We start from the raw sequence: 18,081 nt of genomic DNA, 5'->3' as shown, positions 1-18,081 counted from the left end.
CTAGCTGTCAATTACTTACCGAAGAAGTAAGCAATTTCACGAGCTGCTGATTCAACAGAATCAGAACCGTGTACAGCGTTAGCATCGATAGAAGTTGCGTAATCTGCACGCAAAGTGCCAGCAGCCGCTTCTTTAGGGTTAGTAGCACCCATTAGTTCACGGTGACGAAGAACAGCACCTTCACCTTCAAGAACAGAAACAACAACAGGACCAGAAGTCATGAAACCAACCAAGTCTTTGTAGAAAGGACGTTCTTTGTGCTCAGCGTAAAAACCGCCAGCCAATTCGTCGTCTAGTTGAACCATTTTAGCTTCAACGATTTTAAGACCAGCACGCTCGAAACGAGTGTAGATTTCGCCAATTACGTTTTTCGCAACAGCATCTGGTTTGATGATAGAAAGAGTACGTTCCAACGCCATGATATAACTCCAAATTAAATTCAAAAGGGTGATGTTTAACATGACCCAAGACATAAAAGTTCAGCGCGTGGATTATACGCATCTCTTTGTTAAAATTGTATGCCGAAACGCGTTTTCTTTTGTTATATCGTATTTAAAAGACGCTTTTCGAGCAATTCCATCTTATCTAAGCTTACTCACTGCGTTTTTTATCGTTGTCGCGGCAAAATCCACTTCCGCTTCTGTGGTAAAGCGCCCAACCGACAAGCGCAATGAACTGTGCGCCAAGGCATCAGACAAGCCAATGGCTCGCAACACATAAGACGGCTCCAAGCTTGCCGAAGTACAAGCAGAACCAGACGAGACAGCAATGTCCGTTAACGACATCAGTAAAATTTCGCCATCAACATCCGCAAAACCCACATTCAATACCCCTGCAACGCGCGCGTCAGCGTCCCCGTTCAAATGGACGCCAGGCAATGTATTTAAAGCGTTCCATAAACGATTTCGCAAGGCTTCAATACGAGCACAGTCTTGCTCCATTTCCTCGCCCGCCAAACGAAAAGCTTCGCCCATACCAACGATTTGATGGGTCGCTAATGTACCCGAACGCATGCCACGCTCGTGACCACCACCATGAATCTGTGCATCCAGTTTCACTTTTGGGGTACGACGTACATACAAGGCGCCAATGCCTTTTGGACCATAAGTTTTATGGGCGGTTAGAGACATCAAATCCACTTTCATTGCGTTCACATCAATGGCAACTTTACCCGTGGTTTGAGCAGCATCCACATGAAGAAACACACCATTAGCTCGCGTTAACTCACCAATCGCAGCAATGTCAGTTAATACGCCAAGTTCATTATTGCCGTGCATCAAAGACACTAAAATGGTGTCTTCGCGAAGCGCTTCTTGAACCTGACTTAACGCAATAACACCGTGACTGTCTGGCTTTAAATAGGTGACTTCAAAGCCTTCTTTTTCAAGTTGCTTGCAAGGGTCCAATACGGCTTTGTGCTCTATCATCGATGTGATGATATGGCGCCCTTTTTGACGATAAGCATGCGCCACGCCTTTCAGCGCCAAGTTATTGGCTTCTGTTGCCCCTGAGGTCCACACAATTTCGCGTGACTCAGCATGAATCAAAGCCGCCACTTGCATTCTCGCCTCTTCCACCGCTTCTTCTGCACGCCAACCAAATAGATGAGAACGTGAAGCTGGGTTGCCAAAATTACCATCCGGCGTCAGGCAAGCCATCATTTTTTCAGCCACTCTAGGGTCAACTGGCGTGGTAGCAGAATAATCTAAATAAACGGGGGTATTCATATCTTTCTCCGAGAAAACAGCACGGCTTAAGCCAATTAAGCAGCAGATTTAGCAATATTTTGAATGCGACCAACGATAGAACGTAAACCATTGCCACGCGTTGGGCTTAGATGACGTTCAAGATCCAACTCTTCAAAATAGCCGGTCACATCAAACGCTAAAATTTCTTCTGGCGTTTTATGATTTAGCGCAGCCAACACCAACCCCAATAGACCACGAACAATGATGGCGTCACTGTCTACGGCAAACGTCAACACTTCACCTTTCGCCGCATCTTGTTCACTGCCTGGTTGAATCCAAACGCTGCTCTGACAACCTTTCACCAAACGCTCTGGCGTGCGCCAAGCATCATCAAAAACCGGCAAAGACTTACCTAAATCAATGATGTATTTGTACTTATCTTCCCAATCGTCGAAAAACAACAGATCGTCTACAATCTCTTCTGTACTTGGTAAGGACATGACTCCCCTCTTTTGCGTAAACGCGATAAAATAATAAAAGGCGTGTCATTAAGTGAACGCCTATAAAAACAAAACGGCACTTAGCAAGTGCCAAGGCCGTTTCTTATTGTATTCGATGTAACGAACTGACCGAAGGCGTTAAAAGAAAAGGCCAGCCTCTAACTGAGCTTCTTCACTCATCATTTCACGAGACCAAGGCGGATCAAACACCAGCTCAACAGAAACAGATTCAACATTCGGTACTTTCGCGACACGATATTTCACATCGCCAACTAAAACAGGCCCCATACCACACCCAGGTGCCGTCAACGTCATATCAATCTGTACATTTTTGCTTGCTTGATCCAGCGCCACTTTATAAACCAAACCAAGTGACACTAAACTGATCGGAATTTCCGGGTCATAAATCGTATTCAGTGCCTGCCAGACTTGCTCTTCGCTAATCTCATCAGAGCCTAAATTTTCGAAATTAAGGACCTCTGGTTGCTGACCAATTGCCTCTGCATCAGTGCCGTCAATACGCAGCATATTGCCTTGCCACGTGACAGTGTAATTACCACCTAAGCTTTGATTAATTGTAATGAACTGACCTTCAGGAATGCTTGTCGGCTCGCCGCTGGGTACTCTTCGAGCAGGACAAGCACGCTGTGTTACTACCATTTTTTGCATGAATCAGCTCACACTAAAGCTTTCGCCACAGCCACATTCCGCCACAACGTTAGGATTATTAAACTTAACCACTTCGTTAACGCCTTCGCGAACCAAATCAATTTCGGTTCCCTTTAACATCTGCGCTGAAGACGAATCTACCGCGAAGGTAACGTCACCAAACGACAAAACAGTGTCTTGTTCCGAGGCACCATCGACGATGTCCAGCACATAAGAAAAGCCTGTACAGCCACTTTCTTTGGTGCTTAAACGAATCAATTTATTCGGTTGTTTTGCCAATTTAGACGCAAAGTATTTCTGTGCGGAAGCGGTTAACGACACGCTAGAGACAGGATCAAATGTTGTTGCTGTCATCAAATTCTCCTAAGCCAACATGGTGCGCACTTTTTTCAGCGCAGCAAATAAGGCATCAACTTCTTCTAAAGTATTATAAACCGAGAAGGACGCACGCGCAGTGCCAGGCACATTAAAGCGCGCCATTAGCGGCTGAGCGCAGTGATCGCCGGTTCGTACCGCGATTCCCTGACGGTCAAGCAGGAACCCAATGTCCGCTGGATGACCGTGGTCTAGCACAAAGCTCAACACACCAATCTTTTCTTTGGCCTGACCAATAATGGTCAAACCTTCAAACTGTTCTGCCAGTTCCGTGGCATGATCCAGCAAGGCTTTTTCATGGGCCGCAACCGCGTCTTGATCAAGCGCGCTAAACCAGCGAATTGCTTCGCCCATCGCAATCGCATCACCGACGTTCGGCGTGCCAGCCTCAAAACGATACGGCAGAACATTCCAAGTGGCGTCTTGCAAAGTCACCGTTGAAATCATCTCACCGCCGGTGCGCCAAACAGGCCAATTCGCCAATACAGACGCTTTGCCCCACAACGCGCCGACGCCCATTGGCCCATAAATTTTATGCCCTGAAAACGCATAAAAATCACAACCAATATCTTGCACATCAACACGGCCATGAGCAGCGCCTTGAGCACCATCCACCAACACCCAAGCGCCGACCTGTTTCGCTTTCGCGGTCATTTCTTTGATTGGGTTAACCGTACCAAGCGCATTAGACACATGGGGAAAAGCAACAAATTTAGTGCGTTCATTCAACAAAGCACTGTAGGCGGACTGGTCCAGTTCACCAGAATCCAATACTGGAACCGTTTTTAATGTCGCCCCAGACACCTTACAAGCTTGCTGCCAAGTCACCAAATTGGCATGGTGATCCATGCCTGTGGTAATGACTTCATCGCCTGGAGACAATAATTGCCCCAAGCCATTGGCAATAATATTGATGCCTTCCGTTGTACCAGATGTCCAAATGACTTCTTCGCGTTTCGGCGCATTAATGAAGTCTTTGACGATATCACGAGCCGCTTCGAAATGACGCGTTGCCTCATCCGCAAGACGATGCGCCCCACGATGCACATTGGAATTACAGGTCGTATAGTAATTAACCAAAGCATCAATCACACATTGCGGCTTCTGGGTCGTGGCCGCATTGTCGAGATAAACAAGAGGGTTACCATCAATTTCACGCTTTAAAATCGGAAACTGTTCACGGATAGCTGCTACATCAAGACTCATTCGTTTCTCGCTTACTTCACTTCCATTTGCGCAAAACGTTCACGAATAATAGGACGAACCCACTCCGCCAACGCCGCATTTGGCATTAAATCAATCAACTCGTTAATAAAACCAAAGTTGAGCATCACCTGAGCTTTTGAACGACTCACGCCACGTGTTTGCAAGTAATACAGCGCTTGCTTATCAATCTCTGCAACCGTCGCACCATGAGCACAACGCACATCATCAGCGTAGATTTCCAACTCAGGCTTAGTATTAATTTCCGCTTTGTCTGACATCAACAAATTGCGGTTATTCAACGCGGCTAACGTTTTTTGAGCATCACGATGAATGTGAATTCGACCATTAAACACCGCGCGAGCACGATCAGCGACGATGCAACGTACGTTCTCTTCGGTCGTACCGTTAGGCATCGCGTGCTCAACCGTCGCATGAAGGTCAAACAACTCTTTACCATCGAGCAGGTAAATCGCATTCAGCTTAGCGTCCGCAAACTCACCCCCATGGATGATGTCGGTATCTAAGCGCGACAAGTCGCTGCCAAAACCAACAATGCTGCTGTGCATTTTCGATTTATCACTCAAATTAAAGTGACTGCCACCAATGGCAACATTGCTGCCAGTTTGCAACGCAAAACGGTAATGCTCCAAGTACGCATTGGCCGCAATATCGTATTCAACAAACGCGGTACTTAATGTGTCACCTTGTGATTGAATGTCTTCAATCACAGTCAAACGAGCACCGTCAGCAAGCGACACTTGAACACGAGTATGGGACTCTGCCCCTTGACTCAATAACGAGCTAATGCGAATCGGCTGAGCAATCTCAACCCCTTGCGCAACAGAGACAATCATCACATCTTCTGCTAATGCATCGTTCACCAAACCAAACAAATGACGCTCAGGTTTAATAGCAGAAAACGCATTTAACGCCGCGGCTTGCTGGGTAGCGTCTAGGTTTCGACCTAAAGAAACAAGCAAGCCTGCTGGTAGCTCTTTAGTGGATTGTGCTGCATCAAATTTGCCATTCACAAACACCAATTCAATCGCTGTAAGCCCAGTAATTGCTTCTGGTGACAAATCGACGTCATGAGAAACAACGCCCGCTTGAGTTCGTTCAACAGGACGCAGCGGCGTATAACGCCACGCTTCCGTCTTACGTGTAGGCCATTTCGTTTGCGCTAGTAACTCAAGAGCATGCGCACGTTTAGGAGCAAGCCAATCATCAAGATTTTGCGCTCGAGTAATGGCGCTTTCTAACCATTCACTCATGCATTACCCCTCTAGCTCGTCTTCAGCTGGTGCTTTTTGCAACCAAGCGTAGCCTTGTGCTTCTAGCTCATGCGCCAAAGAAGCATCGCCACTTTTGACAATTTTGCCATCAGACAATACATGAACAAAGTCCGGTTTAATGTAGTCTAAAAGACGCTGGTAATGGGTCACAACAATAAAGCTGCGATCCGCAGAACGCTGACTATTAACGCCTTCAGCAACCACTTGCAAAGCATCAATATCCAAACCAGAATCTGTTTCATCTAGGATGCACAGTTTTGGTTTAAGCAGGAGCATTTGCATTAATTCGTTACGTTTTTTCTCACCACCAGAGAAGCCTTCATTAACGCCACGCTTCAAGAAAGACACTGGCAAATCCACTTGTTTACAAGCGATTTTAGCTTCTTTCAAGAACTCCGCAGACGTAATCGCTTCTTCGCCACGCGCTTCACGCTGCGCATCGACAGAGGCTTTAAGAAACTCAAGGTTACTCACACCAGGGATTTCAACTGGGTATTGGAAAGCCAAGAAAAGTCCGGCACGGGCACGGTCTTCTGTTTCCATTTCCAACAAATCTTGGCCAGCTAACGCAACGCTGCCGCCATCCACACTGTAACCGTCACGGCCAGATAGCACATAACCTAGAGTACTTTTACCGGCACCATTTGGGCCCATAATTGCGTGAACTTCGCCTGGTTTAATGTCTAGATTAAGCCCTTTGATGATTTGCTTATCTTCAACGCTGGCGTACAAGTCTTTGATCGTCAACAAACTGTTCGTGTTCGACATCTTCAATAATTCCTTAACCTACAGAGCCTTCAAGGCTAATTTCTAGTAACTTGCCCGCTTCAACGGCAAATTCCATTGGTAATTCTTTGAACACTTCCTTACAGAAGCCATTCACTATCATTGAGACCGCTTTTTCTGGGTCTAAGCCTCGCTGACGACATAAAAACATCTGCTCATCGCTGACTTTAGACGTCGTCGCTTCATGCTCAATGATCGCCGATGGATTACGGCTTTCAATATAAGGGAAGGTATGGGCGCCACATTGATCGCCGATCAATAAGGAGTCACACTGGGTAAAGTTACGAGCGCCTTTCGCGCCTGGGTTCATACGAACTAGGCCACGGTAGCTGTTGTTACTCTTACCCGCTGAAATACCTTTAGAGATAATGGTCGAGCGAGTATTTTTACCAAGGTGAATCATCTTGGTACCCGTATCCGCCTGCTGGCGTCCACGAGTCAGGGCAACGGAGTAGAACTCACCAACACTGTTGTCACCTTTCAAAATACAGCTTGGGTATTTCCAAGTAACAGAAGAACCGGTTTCTACTTGTGTCCAAGAAATTTTGGCATTGGTATGGCAAATGCCTCGTTTGGTAACGAAGTTAAAAATACCGCCTTTACCGTCTTCATCGCCTGGATACCAGTTTTGTACCGTTGAGTATTTGATTTCAGCATCGTCCAACGCAACCAACTCAACCACCGCGGCGTGCAATTGATTTTCATCACGCTGAGGCGCGGTACAACCTTCTAGGTAGCTCACATGACTGCCTTCGTCGGCAATAATCAAGGTACGCTCAAATTGACCGGTGTTTTGTTCATTAATACGGAAATACGTCGACAATTCCATTGGGCAACGCGTGCCTTTTGGAATGTACACAAAAGAACCATCGGTAAAGACCGCACAGTTTAGCGCTGCAAAATAGTTGTCTTTTTTCGGAACCACACTACCTAGGTACTTTTTCACTAGCTCTGGGTATTTTTGAATGGCTTCTGAAATCGGACAGAAAATAACACCCGCTTCTTCTAGCTTGTCACGAAAGGTGGTAACAACCGATACGGAGTCAAAAACCGCATCGACCGCAATACCAGCCAGCATTTGCTGCTCAATGAGAGGAATACCTAGTTTCTCGTAGGTACGCAGTAGTTCAGGGTCAACCTCGTCCAATGACTTAGGTTTGTCCTTCATACTTTTTGGTGCAGAGTAGTAAGAAATAGATTGGAAGTCGATTTTAGGGTAATCCACATGAGCCCAATCCGGCTCTTCCATCTCTAGCCATTCACGAAATGCACTCAGGCGCCACTCAAGCATCCATTCAGGTTCGTTCTTCATTCCTGAAATACGGCGAATGACATCTTCATCCAATCCTGGCAAAAACGTTTCTGATTCCACATCAGACACAAACCCGGCTTCATATTCTCGCGCCAGCGCTTTATCTATCTGCTCAGTCATATTAAAACTCACTTTTTATCGGAACAGGTGCGTTGGTATAAACACACCAATTTTCTACGTCGCTCTAGCCAACAATAGCCGCGCTGATTTTATCTTCACTCGAACGCGCCGCTTGACGACCCTCTGAATTCTGCCGTTCAGCAACCTGTCGAACGTCATTTCGCCGCACTAATTGCTCTAAACTAATTTGATTTAAGAAATCATGTATTTGGTCACTTAAATCACACCACAAATGGTGTGTAAGACAAGTGTTGCCGCCCTGGCAATCGCTTTTCCCTTTGCAGCCAGTCGCATCGACAGATTCATTTACAGCATCAACAATCTGCGCAACAAAGATTTCATCACGAGCTCGGCTTAAACGGTATCCTCCGCCAGGACCGCGCACACTGGTCACCAATGCTTGCTTACGCAATTTTGCAAAAAGTTGCTCTAAGTAAGATAAAGAGATTGCTTGTCGATTAGAGATATCGGATAACGACACAGGGCCGTGATCAGAATGTAACGCCAAATCAAGCATGGCGGTTACGGCATAACGACCTTTTGTTGTCAGGCGCATAAGCTATCCAATTAAGAGTATTTATTCAGAACAAATAATACACAAAACCTACTGTTTTGATCAAGTATTTACCTGAGTATTTTAGTAGGTTATTAATTCATCCCAATATCTCGGTGCGCGTATTTTACGTGGAGTAAAGGAAAAACTAAACCACTGACTCGAACAATGCCTTGAATTCTCAACATTTCAACAATTGGCAAAGAAACACCCTGTAAAACACAATAAACAGCCATAACCTTGACGACACTAAAATCTCAGTGCAAGGTGCCGATAGAACAATGTAAGCGCCAACCATCACACAAGGGCACCATTGGAGGAAAACATGGCAAATAAAAAAGACGCCGCGAAGGCCGAAGTTGAAGCAAGCAACGACAGTGCTCCCAGCAAAAAAAGCAGAAAGACCCTACTCGCTTTTTTTCTCTGCTTTGTTTTTAGCGTGGCCGCGTCTGTTGCTACTACGTATTTTCTCATGCCGAAGGACACTCAAGTCGCCACCGAAGAACCGGAAAATAACCTAAAGCAACAGCTAAGCTCTCTACAAGAATCCATTGCCTCACAGAATCAAGCCATTCAAGCGGTAAAAGCAGAGAACGATATATTAAAACTGTATTTACGACACAGCAGTTCAACCGCCCTGAAGAATATCTTGATAGACCAAGAAAATAACATTCAAGCCTATCTCAAAGTCATGAAAGCCGCGATGGAAGACCTGACGAAACTCACTTCTGGCACCCGCGACTGGAACAACAAATACCAATACCAATTGGATTTAGCGCTTAAAGGCAGCCTAGAAAGAGAAGATTTGTTAAAACTATTAAAAACAGGCGAACCTAATGAGAAAAAATAACTGGACTCATGAAGGCATGTAGAGGCATGTAGCGACCCAGCGCCTTGCCACTAAAAACGGGGGTATTCACACACCGAGGCAAGTGCACTTCTCGTTCCCTCCTTAACCACACATAACCTACAGAGTAAGGGGCGTTTTTGTTGTCGATGATAAACAGCACTCAACTGCTAAAAACCTATGATGCCGTCAAAACCAGCTTCTGGTTTACCCCTTGCTTGATTTTATTAGGCACTCTGTTTACTTGTGCACTATTGCTCAGTATTGATCTATACAGCGACCTTCATCGTACTCATTGGCTGCATTTCCTCTATCATTCAGACCCTGACATTATTCGCAGCCTGCTCACCACCATTGCCAGTAGCGTGATGACAGTCGTGAGTATCACCTTTTCCATTACCATAGTGGCCCTGACCAATGCTTCTTCTCAGTTTGGCCCGCGGCTCATCCGCAATTTCATGGAAGACATCAGCACTCAAGTTGTACTAGGAGTGTTTATCTCGCTGTTTGTTTATTGTTTGATTTTAACCCGCATGACAGACAACTTCGCCGAGCCAGCTTTTCTACCAGGTTTAAGCATCGCTGGCGCCGCAATGATGACGCTGTTTGGCATTCTTTTGCTCATCTATTTCATTCATCACGTTGCTCAGAATCTCCAATCAGACCACATTATCGACAACGTTTATTCAGAACTGCAAAACAGCATCGAGAAAATCTTTGATCAACAAAAAGAAAAGGAAAGCACAACCCAAGACGATCATATAGCAACAAAAAGCGCCTCGCCCCTGCTATTAAAAAGCCCTCAATGCGGTTATGTGCAAGCCATCAACTACGATCAATTAACCGCCTTAATGAGTAAACTAGATGGTTATCTTGAAGTGCTTGTGGCTCCTGGAGACTTTGTCGTCAATCGCAAGACAAGCATGCGCTCAACAATCAAGGAACTGTCCATTGTCGACGAAAAAAGCTTACACGACTGCTTCACATTCGGTTCCAAACGAACCCCAATACAGGACCCTGAATTTGCCGTCGATCAATTAGTCGAAATCGCATTAAGAGCCCTGTCTCCGGGCATCAATGACCCCTACTCAGCCATCGCCTGTGTCGACAAACTTACCGCCATGATTTGCGACCTTACCCAGGAGACGTTCCCACAAGGCATCGCGTTTGACCGCGAAGGAGTTAAGCGCATAAATTACAAAGTAACGTCTTTTGAAGGGCTCGCAAACACCGCGTATGACCAAATACGCCAGTACTCGCCAAACTGCTTAGCGGTGTGCTTACGCCAATTAGAAGGGCTAGCCTGCATCGCTGAACAAGCTCGCGAACCCTCCCATTGGGCCTTTGTCCGTCACCAAAAACACATGATCGAACACGGGTTAAAGCAACAAAACTTCATTGACCTTGATAGAGAAAAAATCAACAGTCGCTTACAACATCTAAATGAATTATTGCAAAGCGACGGTTAATGTAATCCTAGTGACTGCCATCGCGAGTCATTAGCCTAATAGCTACAAAGAACACGCCAACAAGGTGCCCTGTTTGATCGCACGCTTAGCGTCTAATTCAGAAGCGACATCCGCCCCACCAACAAGATGAACCGGACGATTGAGTGCATTCGCTAACGTTTGATTGGGTAATTGGCCCGCGCAAATGACCACGTTATCAACCGCCAAACATTGCGCTTCACCCGCAACGGATAGGTGTAACCCTTCGTCATCGATTTTTTGATACTCGCAACTAGGAAGCATGGTTACGCCTTTTTTGAGTAATTCGGCGCGATGAATCCAACCGGTCGTTTTACCAAGCTTCGCCCCGACTTTGGATTTCTTACGCTGCAGTAAAAATACCTCTCGGGCAGCTGGCGTAAATTGAGGTTTTACCCCTTCCACACCGCCACGCGCGCTAAACGTCATATCGACCCCCCATTGCTTCATAAACGCCGGGATGGTTAATTGGGGCTTGGCCTCTTCATGGATCAAGTACTCACTAATATCAAAACCAATGCCGCCAGCACCAATAACCGCCACCCGTTTACCAACTGGGTGCCCGTTCATCACATCCAAATAACTCAATACTTTTGGGTGTTCAATGCCATCAATATCCAAATCACGAGGCAATATTCCCGTCGCCAATACCACCTCATCAAAGTCATATTGGCTGAGTACAGCGCTATCCACTTTAGTGTTCAAATTAACGGTCACACCGGTGAGTTCTAATTGACGCTGGTAATAACGCAAGGTTTCATAGAACTCACCTTTACCAGGAATGCGCTTAGCAATATTAAACTGCCCACCAATTTCATTGGCGGCATCAAATAGCGTCACATCATGACCACGCTTCGCCGCTGTCGTTGCAAATGCCAATCCGGCAGGGCCTGCACCAACCACGCCAATGCGCTTTTTCACTTCTGCCGGTGTGATCAATATCTCTGTCTCATGGCAGGCTCTTGGGTTTACCAAACACGATGTCAGCTTATTGGCGAACACATGATCAAGACAGGCTTGGTTACAACCAATACAGGTATTGATCTCATCCGCCCTATGCTGCTCTGCTTTTTCAACGAACTCAGGATCGGCCAGAAAAGGACGCGCCATAGAAACAAGATCCGCATCGCCTCGTGCTAATACTTCCTCAGCCACATCCGGCATATTGATCCGATTTGACGTGATCAGAGGCACATTTAACGATTCTTTTAGCTTTGCCGTCACCCAAGTAAACGCTGCCCTAGGCACCTTAGTCGCTATGGTTGGGATTCTTGCTTCATGCCAGCCTATGCCAGTATTAATAATCGAAGCACCGGCATTTTCAATGGCCAAACCCAGCTGAATAATTTCCTCAAGGTTGCTGCCTTGGTCAACCAAATCGAGCATAGACAAACGGTAGATAATAATAAATTCGTCGCCGACCGCTTGACGAATCCGATGGACAATTTCTACAGGTAGACGAATACGATGTTCATACTCTCCACCCCAGCCATCCTCTCGATGATTGGTTCTAGATACCACAAATTGGTTTAACAAATACCCCTCAGAGCCCATGACTTCAACACCATCGTAACCTGCTTTTTGAGCAAGCACTGCGGCATTAACAAAGTCATCAATCTGTTGATAAATCTCTTCATCACTAAGTGGGTGCGGTGGAAATGGATTGATCGGTGCCTGTAGCGCTGAAGGTGCGACCAGTTTAGGGTTGTAAGCATAACGACCTGTATGCAAGATCTGCATGCAGATTTTACCGCCTTGATCATGCACCGCTTGAGTAATCACCCGATGATTTTCTGCATCCGCTTGCGATGCCATCAACGCGGCACTTGCGTGCACAGCGCCTTCAGAATTAGGCCCTATACCGCCAGTCACAATAAGAGAAACACCGCCTTTTGCCCGCTCAGCATAAAACGCGGCCATGCGTTCAAATCCCCCTTTCATTTCCTCTAACCCAAGGTGCATTGACCCCATGATGATGCGGTTTTTTAACTGCGTGAACCCCAGATCTAAAGGGGTAAAGAGATGCGGATACTGTGAATGACTCATATAGGCTGCCCAGCTTTTATATTGTTATTGTTCATTTGGAAATGGTGTAAAACCAAATCTAGACAACGTCAAGATAGAATTTTATTTTGACACTGTCAAGATTAGACGTTTTAATCTTCACATGACAATTCAAAAGAAAACCTACCATCACGGCGACCTGATAAGCTCCCTTATCAAAGCGGCCTCAGACATACTTCAAGAAGAAGGCGTCGAGGGCTTATCCATGCGCAAATTAGCCGACAAAGTGGGGGTGTCTAGGACCGCACCCTATCACCACTTTAAAGACAAAAATGAACTCTTATGCGCCATTGCTGAAGCTGGCTTCAAAGCGCAAGAGGCCAGGCTGCAATCACTACTCTCCAGCCATGAAGCATCCGAAAAGCGCTTTCATCGCTATGTCTATCAGTACATTGAATTTGCGGACACCCAACGCGAAGTGTATGACCTCATGTATGGACGCTTGATTTGGAAAACAGGAACGCCAACGAGCAGCCTAAAAGACGCATCAAAGCAGACTTTTAAACGCTGGTTGGACTGGGTAGAGCAGCTTCAAGAAGACAGGGTATTACCCAGCAACAATTCCGCTTTAAGAGTCGGGCAAGCCAGCTGGGCTAGCTTGCACGGATTAAGCCGATTACTCATTGATGGTATCTATTTAGATCGAAATGACATTCAAGCCATGACAGAACAAATGATCCAAACGCTTACTCAGCCTGCATCAAGCTGAGCGCGAACCACAGACAAACGCTCTTCTGCCTTGCGTTTTTTCATATCCCTATGACTTAACAGCACCAAGGGTAGAACAATAAACAGAGTGCCAATTATTAAAAACACATCGATAGACTCACCGAACATCAACCAACCTAGTAACGCAGCAAACACTAAACCTGAGTATTCGGCACTGCTCACCTGGCTTGATGCAACATAACGATAACCTTTTAGACACGCTAAGCTGTATAAAATAGAGCACATCGCCGACCCCATCGCATAGCTAAAGCCATCAAAGTTTAGTGGTTCTGCCTCCCACAGCATTAGACCTGCAGATACTGGCAAAGCACATAGGTGCATAACGAACAAGCCAAAAAATAAATTCTGTTCTTTTGGCAATTTACGAATGAGCAAACTGTTTGTCGCCAATACAACGGCAAACAAAACGGCACTCATCATGCCCCAGTTAATATCGGTTGGCCTTAAGATAATAAGCACCCCCATGAAACCAGACAAAGCCGCACACATAACACCTAGGGTAATTTTCTCTTTAAAAAATATACCGGCAAACAAAACGATTAAGATGGGGGCAATGTAAAATACCGCATTGGCCGTCGCTAATGGCAATTCAGACAATGAAACTATCAACAGAATACTCGCCAAAATCCACAGATTCCCTCTGATAAAATGCAACTTGAATCCTGCAAAACAGTCGGATGAAACGTGCTTTATTGCAAGCGGGGTTAATACGATACAAATCATCACCAATCGCATAAAAGTAAACTGGAATATCGGCACATTACTTCCTGCAAGCTTGATAAATACATCACAGAAAGTTGCAAACAAATTCCCTAATACAAGAATGAAAATAGCACTTCCAATAGTACGCCCTGACATAACCGCTCACCGTATAAACAAGATTACTGATCGCAGCAGTGTAATATTGATTACGACACCAATAAAATGATATATCCTGATTAACTATTAGTTTTTTGGATAATAAAATGCTTCCGCCACTAAAAGCCTTACCCGTTTTTGAGTCCGTCGCTCGATTAAATAGCTTCTCTCGAGCGGCCGCAGAGCTGAACGTCAGCCAAAGCGCCGTATCACACCAAATTAGAGCGCTCGAAGATTATCTTGGGGAAAGCTTATTTCAGCGCCAAGGACGCTATCTCACACTGACACAAGAAGGTAAAAACTACCTCGACGCCATCAGTAGCTCTCTGTCTCATATTGCTCGGGCCAGCAACCAAATACGAGGGGAAGAAGACACCAAGATAAGAATCGCTGTCTACAGTTCTTTTGCTGTTTGCTGGCTAATGCCACGCTTATCAGACTTACAACATAAGCACCCTAATCTAGACATAACCATCACCATGACTCACGGGGCCCCCGAGCTATCTGACAAAACAGCAGATTGCTTTATCACCACAGACCAAGAAAAAAGAGGGTTCGAGTCGACTCTTTTATATCAGGAAACCTTATTTCCTGTTTGCAGCCACGCTTTTTATCAAGAGATCAAAAACACCCTTAACTTGACATCAGAAGAGCTAAAAGAACAACTTAAAAGCAAGCCTGAGCTACTAGAAGGTTTCCCGCTCATCACTTCTTACGGTATTTATAAGGAGTATACGGAAGACTGGCGGAGCTGGTTTCTAGAACGAAACTCAGCCATTCCTAGCAATGTTAAATTCCACAAATTTAGTCATTTACTATTGGCTTATGAAGCTGCCAAACACTCCCTCGGCATCGCCCTAGTGAATGACTACATGTTTAACGAAAAGGACACAAACAGCCCATTAGTGAGAATTCCAACACACCATATCCAGACCCATGAGCACTTTTTCTTTTCATACAAAACGTCCAGACGAAATGAAACCGCGATCAAGGAAATTAAGCAATGGATTATCAACGAAGCAAGCGCCCTAAATACACATACCCAAGCAACGAATCTTTGGCCGTAGAAAGTAAAAATCACGCTTAGAAAAGATCTGAAAAATCCCCCAAAAGGTCTCAAAAGCCTGTGTTTATAAGGCTTTCTCTATGCCTATTTTAAATCTCTTTTTAATAGTTGCTCAGCGTGCATTTACTTCTATAATGCGACTGTTTTCTATTTAGAAAATGTCGTCAATGGGTATTCTCACAGCGCTTTTCCACTGTGCCAAAACACGGCTTCAAGTGTTTTTTTATGTATGAGGTGGTTATGAGTGATTTATTGGGAATTGGCCTGCTGATTATGCTCAGTGCAATGTTTGCGATGGCGGAAATTGGCATGGCAGCAGCCAGAAAAATTAAACTGCGGATGATGGCAGAAGATGGCAATAACAAAGCAGATGCGGTGTTATCATTACAGCAGAACCCTGGCGCATTTTTTGCGATGATTCAAATTGCACTGAATGGCATATCTATAATGGGTGGCATTATCGGTGAGCAAGCACTCACCCCACATATGAAGCGACTGATCAGCCTAGTGTATCAGGGCCACTTATTAGAACAAATTAGCTTTACCTTATCTTTCTTATGCCTAACTTCTTTGTTTATCTTGTTTGCAGATTTATTACCTAAACGCCTAGCCATCATAATGCCAGAAGCAGTGGCCATCAAAATGGTCACCCCCATGCGCTGGATTACACTTATCCTGACACCTCTGGTGTTTTTATTTAATGGTTTGACCAATGCCATACTACGCCTTCTAAACCTGCCAACTAAGCGCGAAGAATTAGTCACAACAGAAGATATTGTCGCTATGATGGACGCTGGTGCAGAAGACGGCAGCTTGCAAAAGCAAGAATATCAACTCATTGGTAATGTGTTTGAATTAGACAGCCTTACGATCGGCAGCGCGATGACCCCCCGCGAACAAATCATTTATTTTGACGCGCAAGAAAGCAGCGCAGACATCAGTCAAAAAATCATCGAGCACCCGCATAATGATTTTTTAGTATGCGACGGCAACTTAGATAAAATTTTAGGGGTAATTGAATCGAAGGAAATACTGCGGATGGTACTCAAAGGAGAACCCGCCAGCATAGCGCCAGCGCAGATCGATAAAGACATTTTCTACCTACCGGAAACACTAACCCTCTCCGAAGCGTTGAATGCGTTTAAAGTCGCTCCTCAGCCCTTTGCAGTGATAGTGAACGAGTACGGAACAGTCGTCGGCTTAGTGACAGTGAAAGACTTACTCAGCAGCTTCATGGGCGACCTAATCACCCCGCAAGACGAAGAACAAATCGTCCAACGCGACAGCAACTCATGGCTCATTGAAGGACTTACGCCTGTTAGCGATGTCATGCGTAGCTTGGAGATCGAAACCTTCCCAGACCGAAATCAATACGAAACAATCGCAGGATTTGTAATTCACCAGTTAAAACGCGTTCCAAAACGAACCGATGCCTTTGTCTACCAAGACTTCAAATTTGAGGTATTAGATCTAGACGGCATTCGGGTTGAGCAATTGCTGGTGACCAGAGTGTCATAGAAGCTGACCTGAAGTAAAAGGGGTCAGAATGCGTCCAGCACTTACGGCTAGGTTTAGAGCCTATTAAAGCGCGAGACACACTTCTTGGGACGGTATGCAAAGCCCAGCCAGTTTGCCGGTTGTGACTAGGGTCAGAGCCCTTAAACAGCAAGTGATGTGGTTGGTTGGACACTGTACGACTTTTTAAGGGGTCTGACCCTGCACATCTGGCGTGATTAATCTCGATGAAAACATAAAGCACTGTATTCATTAACTTTTATATATGCCTGTCTTGATTAGAGCAATCTCGATGAAAACATAAAGCACTGTATTCATTAACTTTTATATATGCCTGTCTTGATTAGAGCAGTCTTGATTAGAGCATTTCAAATGCCCAGCTAGTTTGCCGGTTACGACTAGGGTCAGAACCCTTAAACATCAAGAGATGTGGCTGGTTGGACGCTGTGCGACTTTTTAAGGGGTCTGACCCTGCGGACGGTATGCGCAATCAGTGTAGAGGTTCTTGTTTTTCCGTATCTTTAGAGAGCCGCTGACGCGTCGAGCTTGGCTCTTTAGAAAGTAATGGCGCAAGCAAATGGAAGAACAAGAAATTCTGTTTAAACTACAACGCTAGAACGAAAAAAACCCACCCTGCGTAGCAGGATGGGGCTTCTCTTAATTATAAGCTTGACGACGACCTATGCTTATCCCCTTGCGGGACTCTCGCATTTATTTCAGGCATAAAAAACCCTGACAGCGTTAGCTATCAGGGCTTTCTTAATTATAAGCTTGACGATAATCCGCTCTCACATGCGTTCCTTCATAAGAGCCCCACACGGGTGTGGAGGGTTATGCTCTCGCATTTATTTCAGGCATAAAAAAAACCCTGACAGCGTTAGCTATCAGGGCTTTCTTAATTATAAGCTTGACGACGACCTACTCTCACATGGGATCCCCCACACTACCATCGGCGATGACGCTTTTCACTTCTGAGTTCGGGATGGGATCAGGTGGTTCAACGTCTCTATGATC

17 protein-coding genes and 1 rRNA gene are annotated in these 18,081 nt (G+C 45.5%); 5 read left to right on the top strand and 13 right to left on the bottom strand.

The genetic code is table 11. The features are described from left to right. Positions 1–11 precede the first annotated feature (11 nt). The 10 genes from ndk to iscR form a co-directional block, all read right to left on the bottom strand. Positions 12–419, bottom strand: a complete 408-nt coding sequence (gene ndk, locus E0D71_RS07985; protein ID WP_133002799.1) for a nucleoside-diphosphate kinase — start codon at positions 417–419, stop codon at positions 12–14. Between the two features lie 162 nt (positions 420–581). Continuing rightward, the gene (locus E0D71_RS07980; RefSeq protein ID WP_133002798.1) at positions 582–1,727 is read right to left on the bottom strand and encodes an IscS subfamily cysteine desulfurase; all 1,146 of its coding nucleotides are present in this window, start codon (positions 1,725–1,727) and stop codon (positions 582–584) included. A 35-nt stretch (positions 1,728–1,762) separates the two neighbouring features. After that, on the bottom strand, positions 1,763–2,188 hold the full coding sequence (locus tag E0D71_RS07975; protein ID WP_133002797.1) for a SufE family protein: 426 nt from the start codon (positions 2,186–2,188) through the stop codon (positions 1,763–1,765). A 138-nt stretch (positions 2,189–2,326) separates the two neighbouring features. After that, entirely contained in the window at positions 2,327–2,857 is a 531-nt protein-coding gene (sufT, locus tag E0D71_RS07970) for a putative Fe-S cluster assembly protein SufT (RefSeq protein WP_133002796.1), read from the bottom strand. A gap of 3 nt (positions 2,858–2,860) precedes the next feature. Then, positions 2,861–3,211: an iron-sulfur cluster assembly accessory protein gene (locus E0D71_RS07965; RefSeq protein WP_133002795.1), complete on the bottom strand. Its 351-nt coding sequence runs from the start codon at positions 3,209–3,211 to the stop codon at positions 2,861–2,863. 9 nt (positions 3,212–3,220) lie between these two features. Beyond that, on the bottom strand, positions 3,221–4,438 hold the full coding sequence (locus tag E0D71_RS07960) for a SufS family cysteine desulfurase (protein ID WP_133002794.1): 1,218 nt from the start codon (positions 4,436–4,438) through the stop codon (positions 3,221–3,223). 11 nt (positions 4,439–4,449) lie between these two features. Then, positions 4,450–5,709, bottom strand: a complete 1,260-nt coding sequence (sufD, locus tag E0D71_RS07955; protein WP_133002793.1) for a Fe-S cluster assembly protein SufD — start codon at positions 5,707–5,709, stop codon at positions 4,450–4,452. Positions 5,710–5,712: 3 nt separating this feature from the next. Further along, positions 5,713–6,498 (bottom strand): Fe-S cluster assembly ATPase SufC, encoded by a 786-nt coding sequence (gene sufC / locus E0D71_RS07950; protein WP_133002792.1) that lies wholly within the window; start codon positions 6,496–6,498, stop codon positions 5,713–5,715. 13 nt (positions 6,499–6,511) lie between these two features. Continuing rightward, positions 6,512–7,948 (bottom strand): Fe-S cluster assembly protein SufB, encoded by a 1,437-nt coding sequence (sufB, locus tag E0D71_RS07945; protein ID WP_133002791.1) that lies wholly within the window; start codon positions 7,946–7,948, stop codon positions 6,512–6,514. A gap of 64 nt (positions 7,949–8,012) precedes the next feature. Continuing rightward, the gene (gene iscR / locus E0D71_RS07940) at positions 8,013–8,504 is read right to left on the bottom strand and encodes a Fe-S cluster assembly transcriptional regulator IscR (protein ID WP_133002790.1); all 492 of its coding nucleotides are present in this window, start codon (positions 8,502–8,504) and stop codon (positions 8,013–8,015) included. Positions 8,505–8,826: 322 nt separating this feature from the next. Between iscR and E0D71_RS07935 the strand changes: the two genes are divergently transcribed. Beyond that, on the top strand, positions 8,827–9,351 hold the full coding sequence (locus E0D71_RS07935) for a hypothetical protein (RefSeq protein WP_133002789.1): 525 nt from the start codon (positions 8,827–8,829) through the stop codon (positions 9,349–9,351). 146 nt (positions 9,352–9,497) lie between these two features. Continuing rightward, on the top strand, positions 9,498–10,817 hold the full coding sequence (locus tag E0D71_RS07930) for a DUF2254 domain-containing protein (protein ID WP_243712021.1): 1,320 nt from the start codon (positions 9,498–9,500) through the stop codon (positions 10,815–10,817). Between the two features lie 42 nt (positions 10,818–10,859). Here E0D71_RS07930 and E0D71_RS07925 read toward each other — a convergent pair whose 3' ends face one another. Then, positions 10,860–12,881: an NADPH-dependent 2,4-dienoyl-CoA reductase gene (locus E0D71_RS07925; RefSeq protein WP_133002787.1), complete on the bottom strand. Its 2,022-nt coding sequence runs from the start codon at positions 12,879–12,881 to the stop codon at positions 10,860–10,862. 121 nt (positions 12,882–13,002) lie between these two features. Between E0D71_RS07925 and E0D71_RS07920 the strand changes: the two genes are divergently transcribed. Beyond that, a complete protein-coding gene (locus E0D71_RS07920) occupies positions 13,003–13,608 on the top strand; it encodes a TetR/AcrR family transcriptional regulator (RefSeq protein ID WP_133002786.1) in 606 nt (201 codons plus the stop codon). On the opposite strand, the gene E0D71_RS07915 is transcribed toward E0D71_RS07920, so the two are convergent. Next, positions 13,590–14,486: a DMT family transporter gene (locus E0D71_RS07915; RefSeq protein ID WP_133002785.1), complete on the bottom strand. Its 897-nt coding sequence runs from the start codon at positions 14,484–14,486 to the stop codon at positions 13,590–13,592. The genes E0D71_RS07920 and E0D71_RS07915 overlap by 19 nt on opposite strands. A 107-nt stretch (positions 14,487–14,593) precedes the next feature. On the opposite strand from E0D71_RS07915, the gene E0D71_RS07910 reads away from it, so the two are divergent. Both E0D71_RS07910 and E0D71_RS07905 read left to right on the top strand, forming a co-directional pair. Next, the gene (locus E0D71_RS07910; RefSeq protein WP_133002784.1) at positions 14,594–15,553 is read left to right on the top strand and encodes a LysR family transcriptional regulator; all 960 of its coding nucleotides are present in this window, start codon (positions 14,594–14,596) and stop codon (positions 15,551–15,553) included. A 239-nt stretch (positions 15,554–15,792) separates the two neighbouring features. Continuing rightward, on the top strand, positions 15,793–17,070 hold the full coding sequence (locus E0D71_RS07905; protein ID WP_133002783.1) for a hemolysin family protein: 1,278 nt from the start codon (positions 15,793–15,795) through the stop codon (positions 17,068–17,070). 902 nt (positions 17,071–17,972) lie between these two features. Here the strand turns inward: E0D71_RS07905 and rrf are convergent. Next, positions 17,973–18,081: ribosomal RNA gene (gene rrf, locus E0D71_RS07900) — 5S ribosomal RNA — on the bottom strand; the annotation flags it as partial.

The sequence above is a fragment of the Marinomonas sp. KMM3893 genome (assembly GCF_004352855.1).
GTDB classification, from domain to species: Bacteria; Pseudomonadota; Gammaproteobacteria; order Pseudomonadales; family Marinomonadaceae; genus Marinomonas; species Marinomonas arenicola.
This window is presented reverse-complemented; position numbering and strand designations above follow the sequence as displayed.

Coding starts and splice junctions, on each gene's coding strand:
- ndk (WP_133002799.1), bottom strand. CDS start 419: ATGGCGTTGGAACGTACTCTTTCTATCATCAAACCAGATGCTGTTGCG.
- E0D71_RS07980 (WP_133002798.1), bottom strand. CDS start 1,727: ATGAATACCCCCGTTTATTTAGATTATTCTGCTACCACGCCAGTTGAC.
- E0D71_RS07975 (WP_133002797.1), bottom strand. CDS start 2,188: ATGTCCTTACCAAGTACAGAAGAGATTGTAGACGATCTGTTGTTTTTC.
- sufT (WP_133002796.1), bottom strand. CDS start 2,857: ATGCAAAAAATGGTAGTAACACAGCGTGCTTGTCCTGCTCGAAGAGTA.
- E0D71_RS07965 (WP_133002795.1), bottom strand. CDS start 3,211: ATGACAGCAACAACATTTGATCCTGTCTCTAGCGTGTCGTTAACCGCT.
- E0D71_RS07960 (WP_133002794.1), bottom strand. CDS start 4,438: ATGAGTCTTGATGTAGCAGCTATCCGTGAACAGTTTCCGATTTTAAAG.
- sufD (WP_133002793.1), bottom strand. CDS start 5,709: ATGAGTGAATGGTTAGAAAGCGCCATTACTCGAGCGCAAAATCTTGAT.
- sufC (WP_133002792.1), bottom strand. CDS start 6,498: ATGTCGAACACGAACAGTTTGTTGACGATCAAAGACTTGTACGCCAGC.
- sufB (WP_133002791.1), bottom strand. CDS start 7,948: ATGACTGAGCAGATAGATAAAGCGCTGGCGCGAGAATATGAAGCCGGG.
- iscR (WP_133002790.1), bottom strand. CDS start 8,504: ATGCGCCTGACAACAAAAGGTCGTTATGCCGTAACCGCCATGCTTGAT.
- E0D71_RS07935 (WP_133002789.1), top strand. CDS start 8,827: ATGGCAAATAAAAAAGACGCCGCGAAGGCCGAAGTTGAAGCAAGCAAC.
- E0D71_RS07930 (WP_243712021.1), top strand. CDS start 9,498: ATGATAAACAGCACTCAACTGCTAAAAACCTATGATGCCGTCAAAACC.
- E0D71_RS07925 (WP_133002787.1), bottom strand. CDS start 12,881: ATGAGTCATTCACAGTATCCGCATCTCTTTACCCCTTTAGATCTGGGG.
- E0D71_RS07920 (WP_133002786.1), top strand. CDS start 13,003: ATGACAATTCAAAAGAAAACCTACCATCACGGCGACCTGATAAGCTCC.
- E0D71_RS07915 (WP_133002785.1), bottom strand. CDS start 14,486: ATGTCAGGGCGTACTATTGGAAGTGCTATTTTCATTCTTGTATTAGGG.
- E0D71_RS07910 (WP_133002784.1), top strand. CDS start 14,594: ATGCTTCCGCCACTAAAAGCCTTACCCGTTTTTGAGTCCGTCGCTCGA.
- E0D71_RS07905 (WP_133002783.1), top strand. CDS start 15,793: ATGAGTGATTTATTGGGAATTGGCCTGCTGATTATGCTCAGTGCAATG.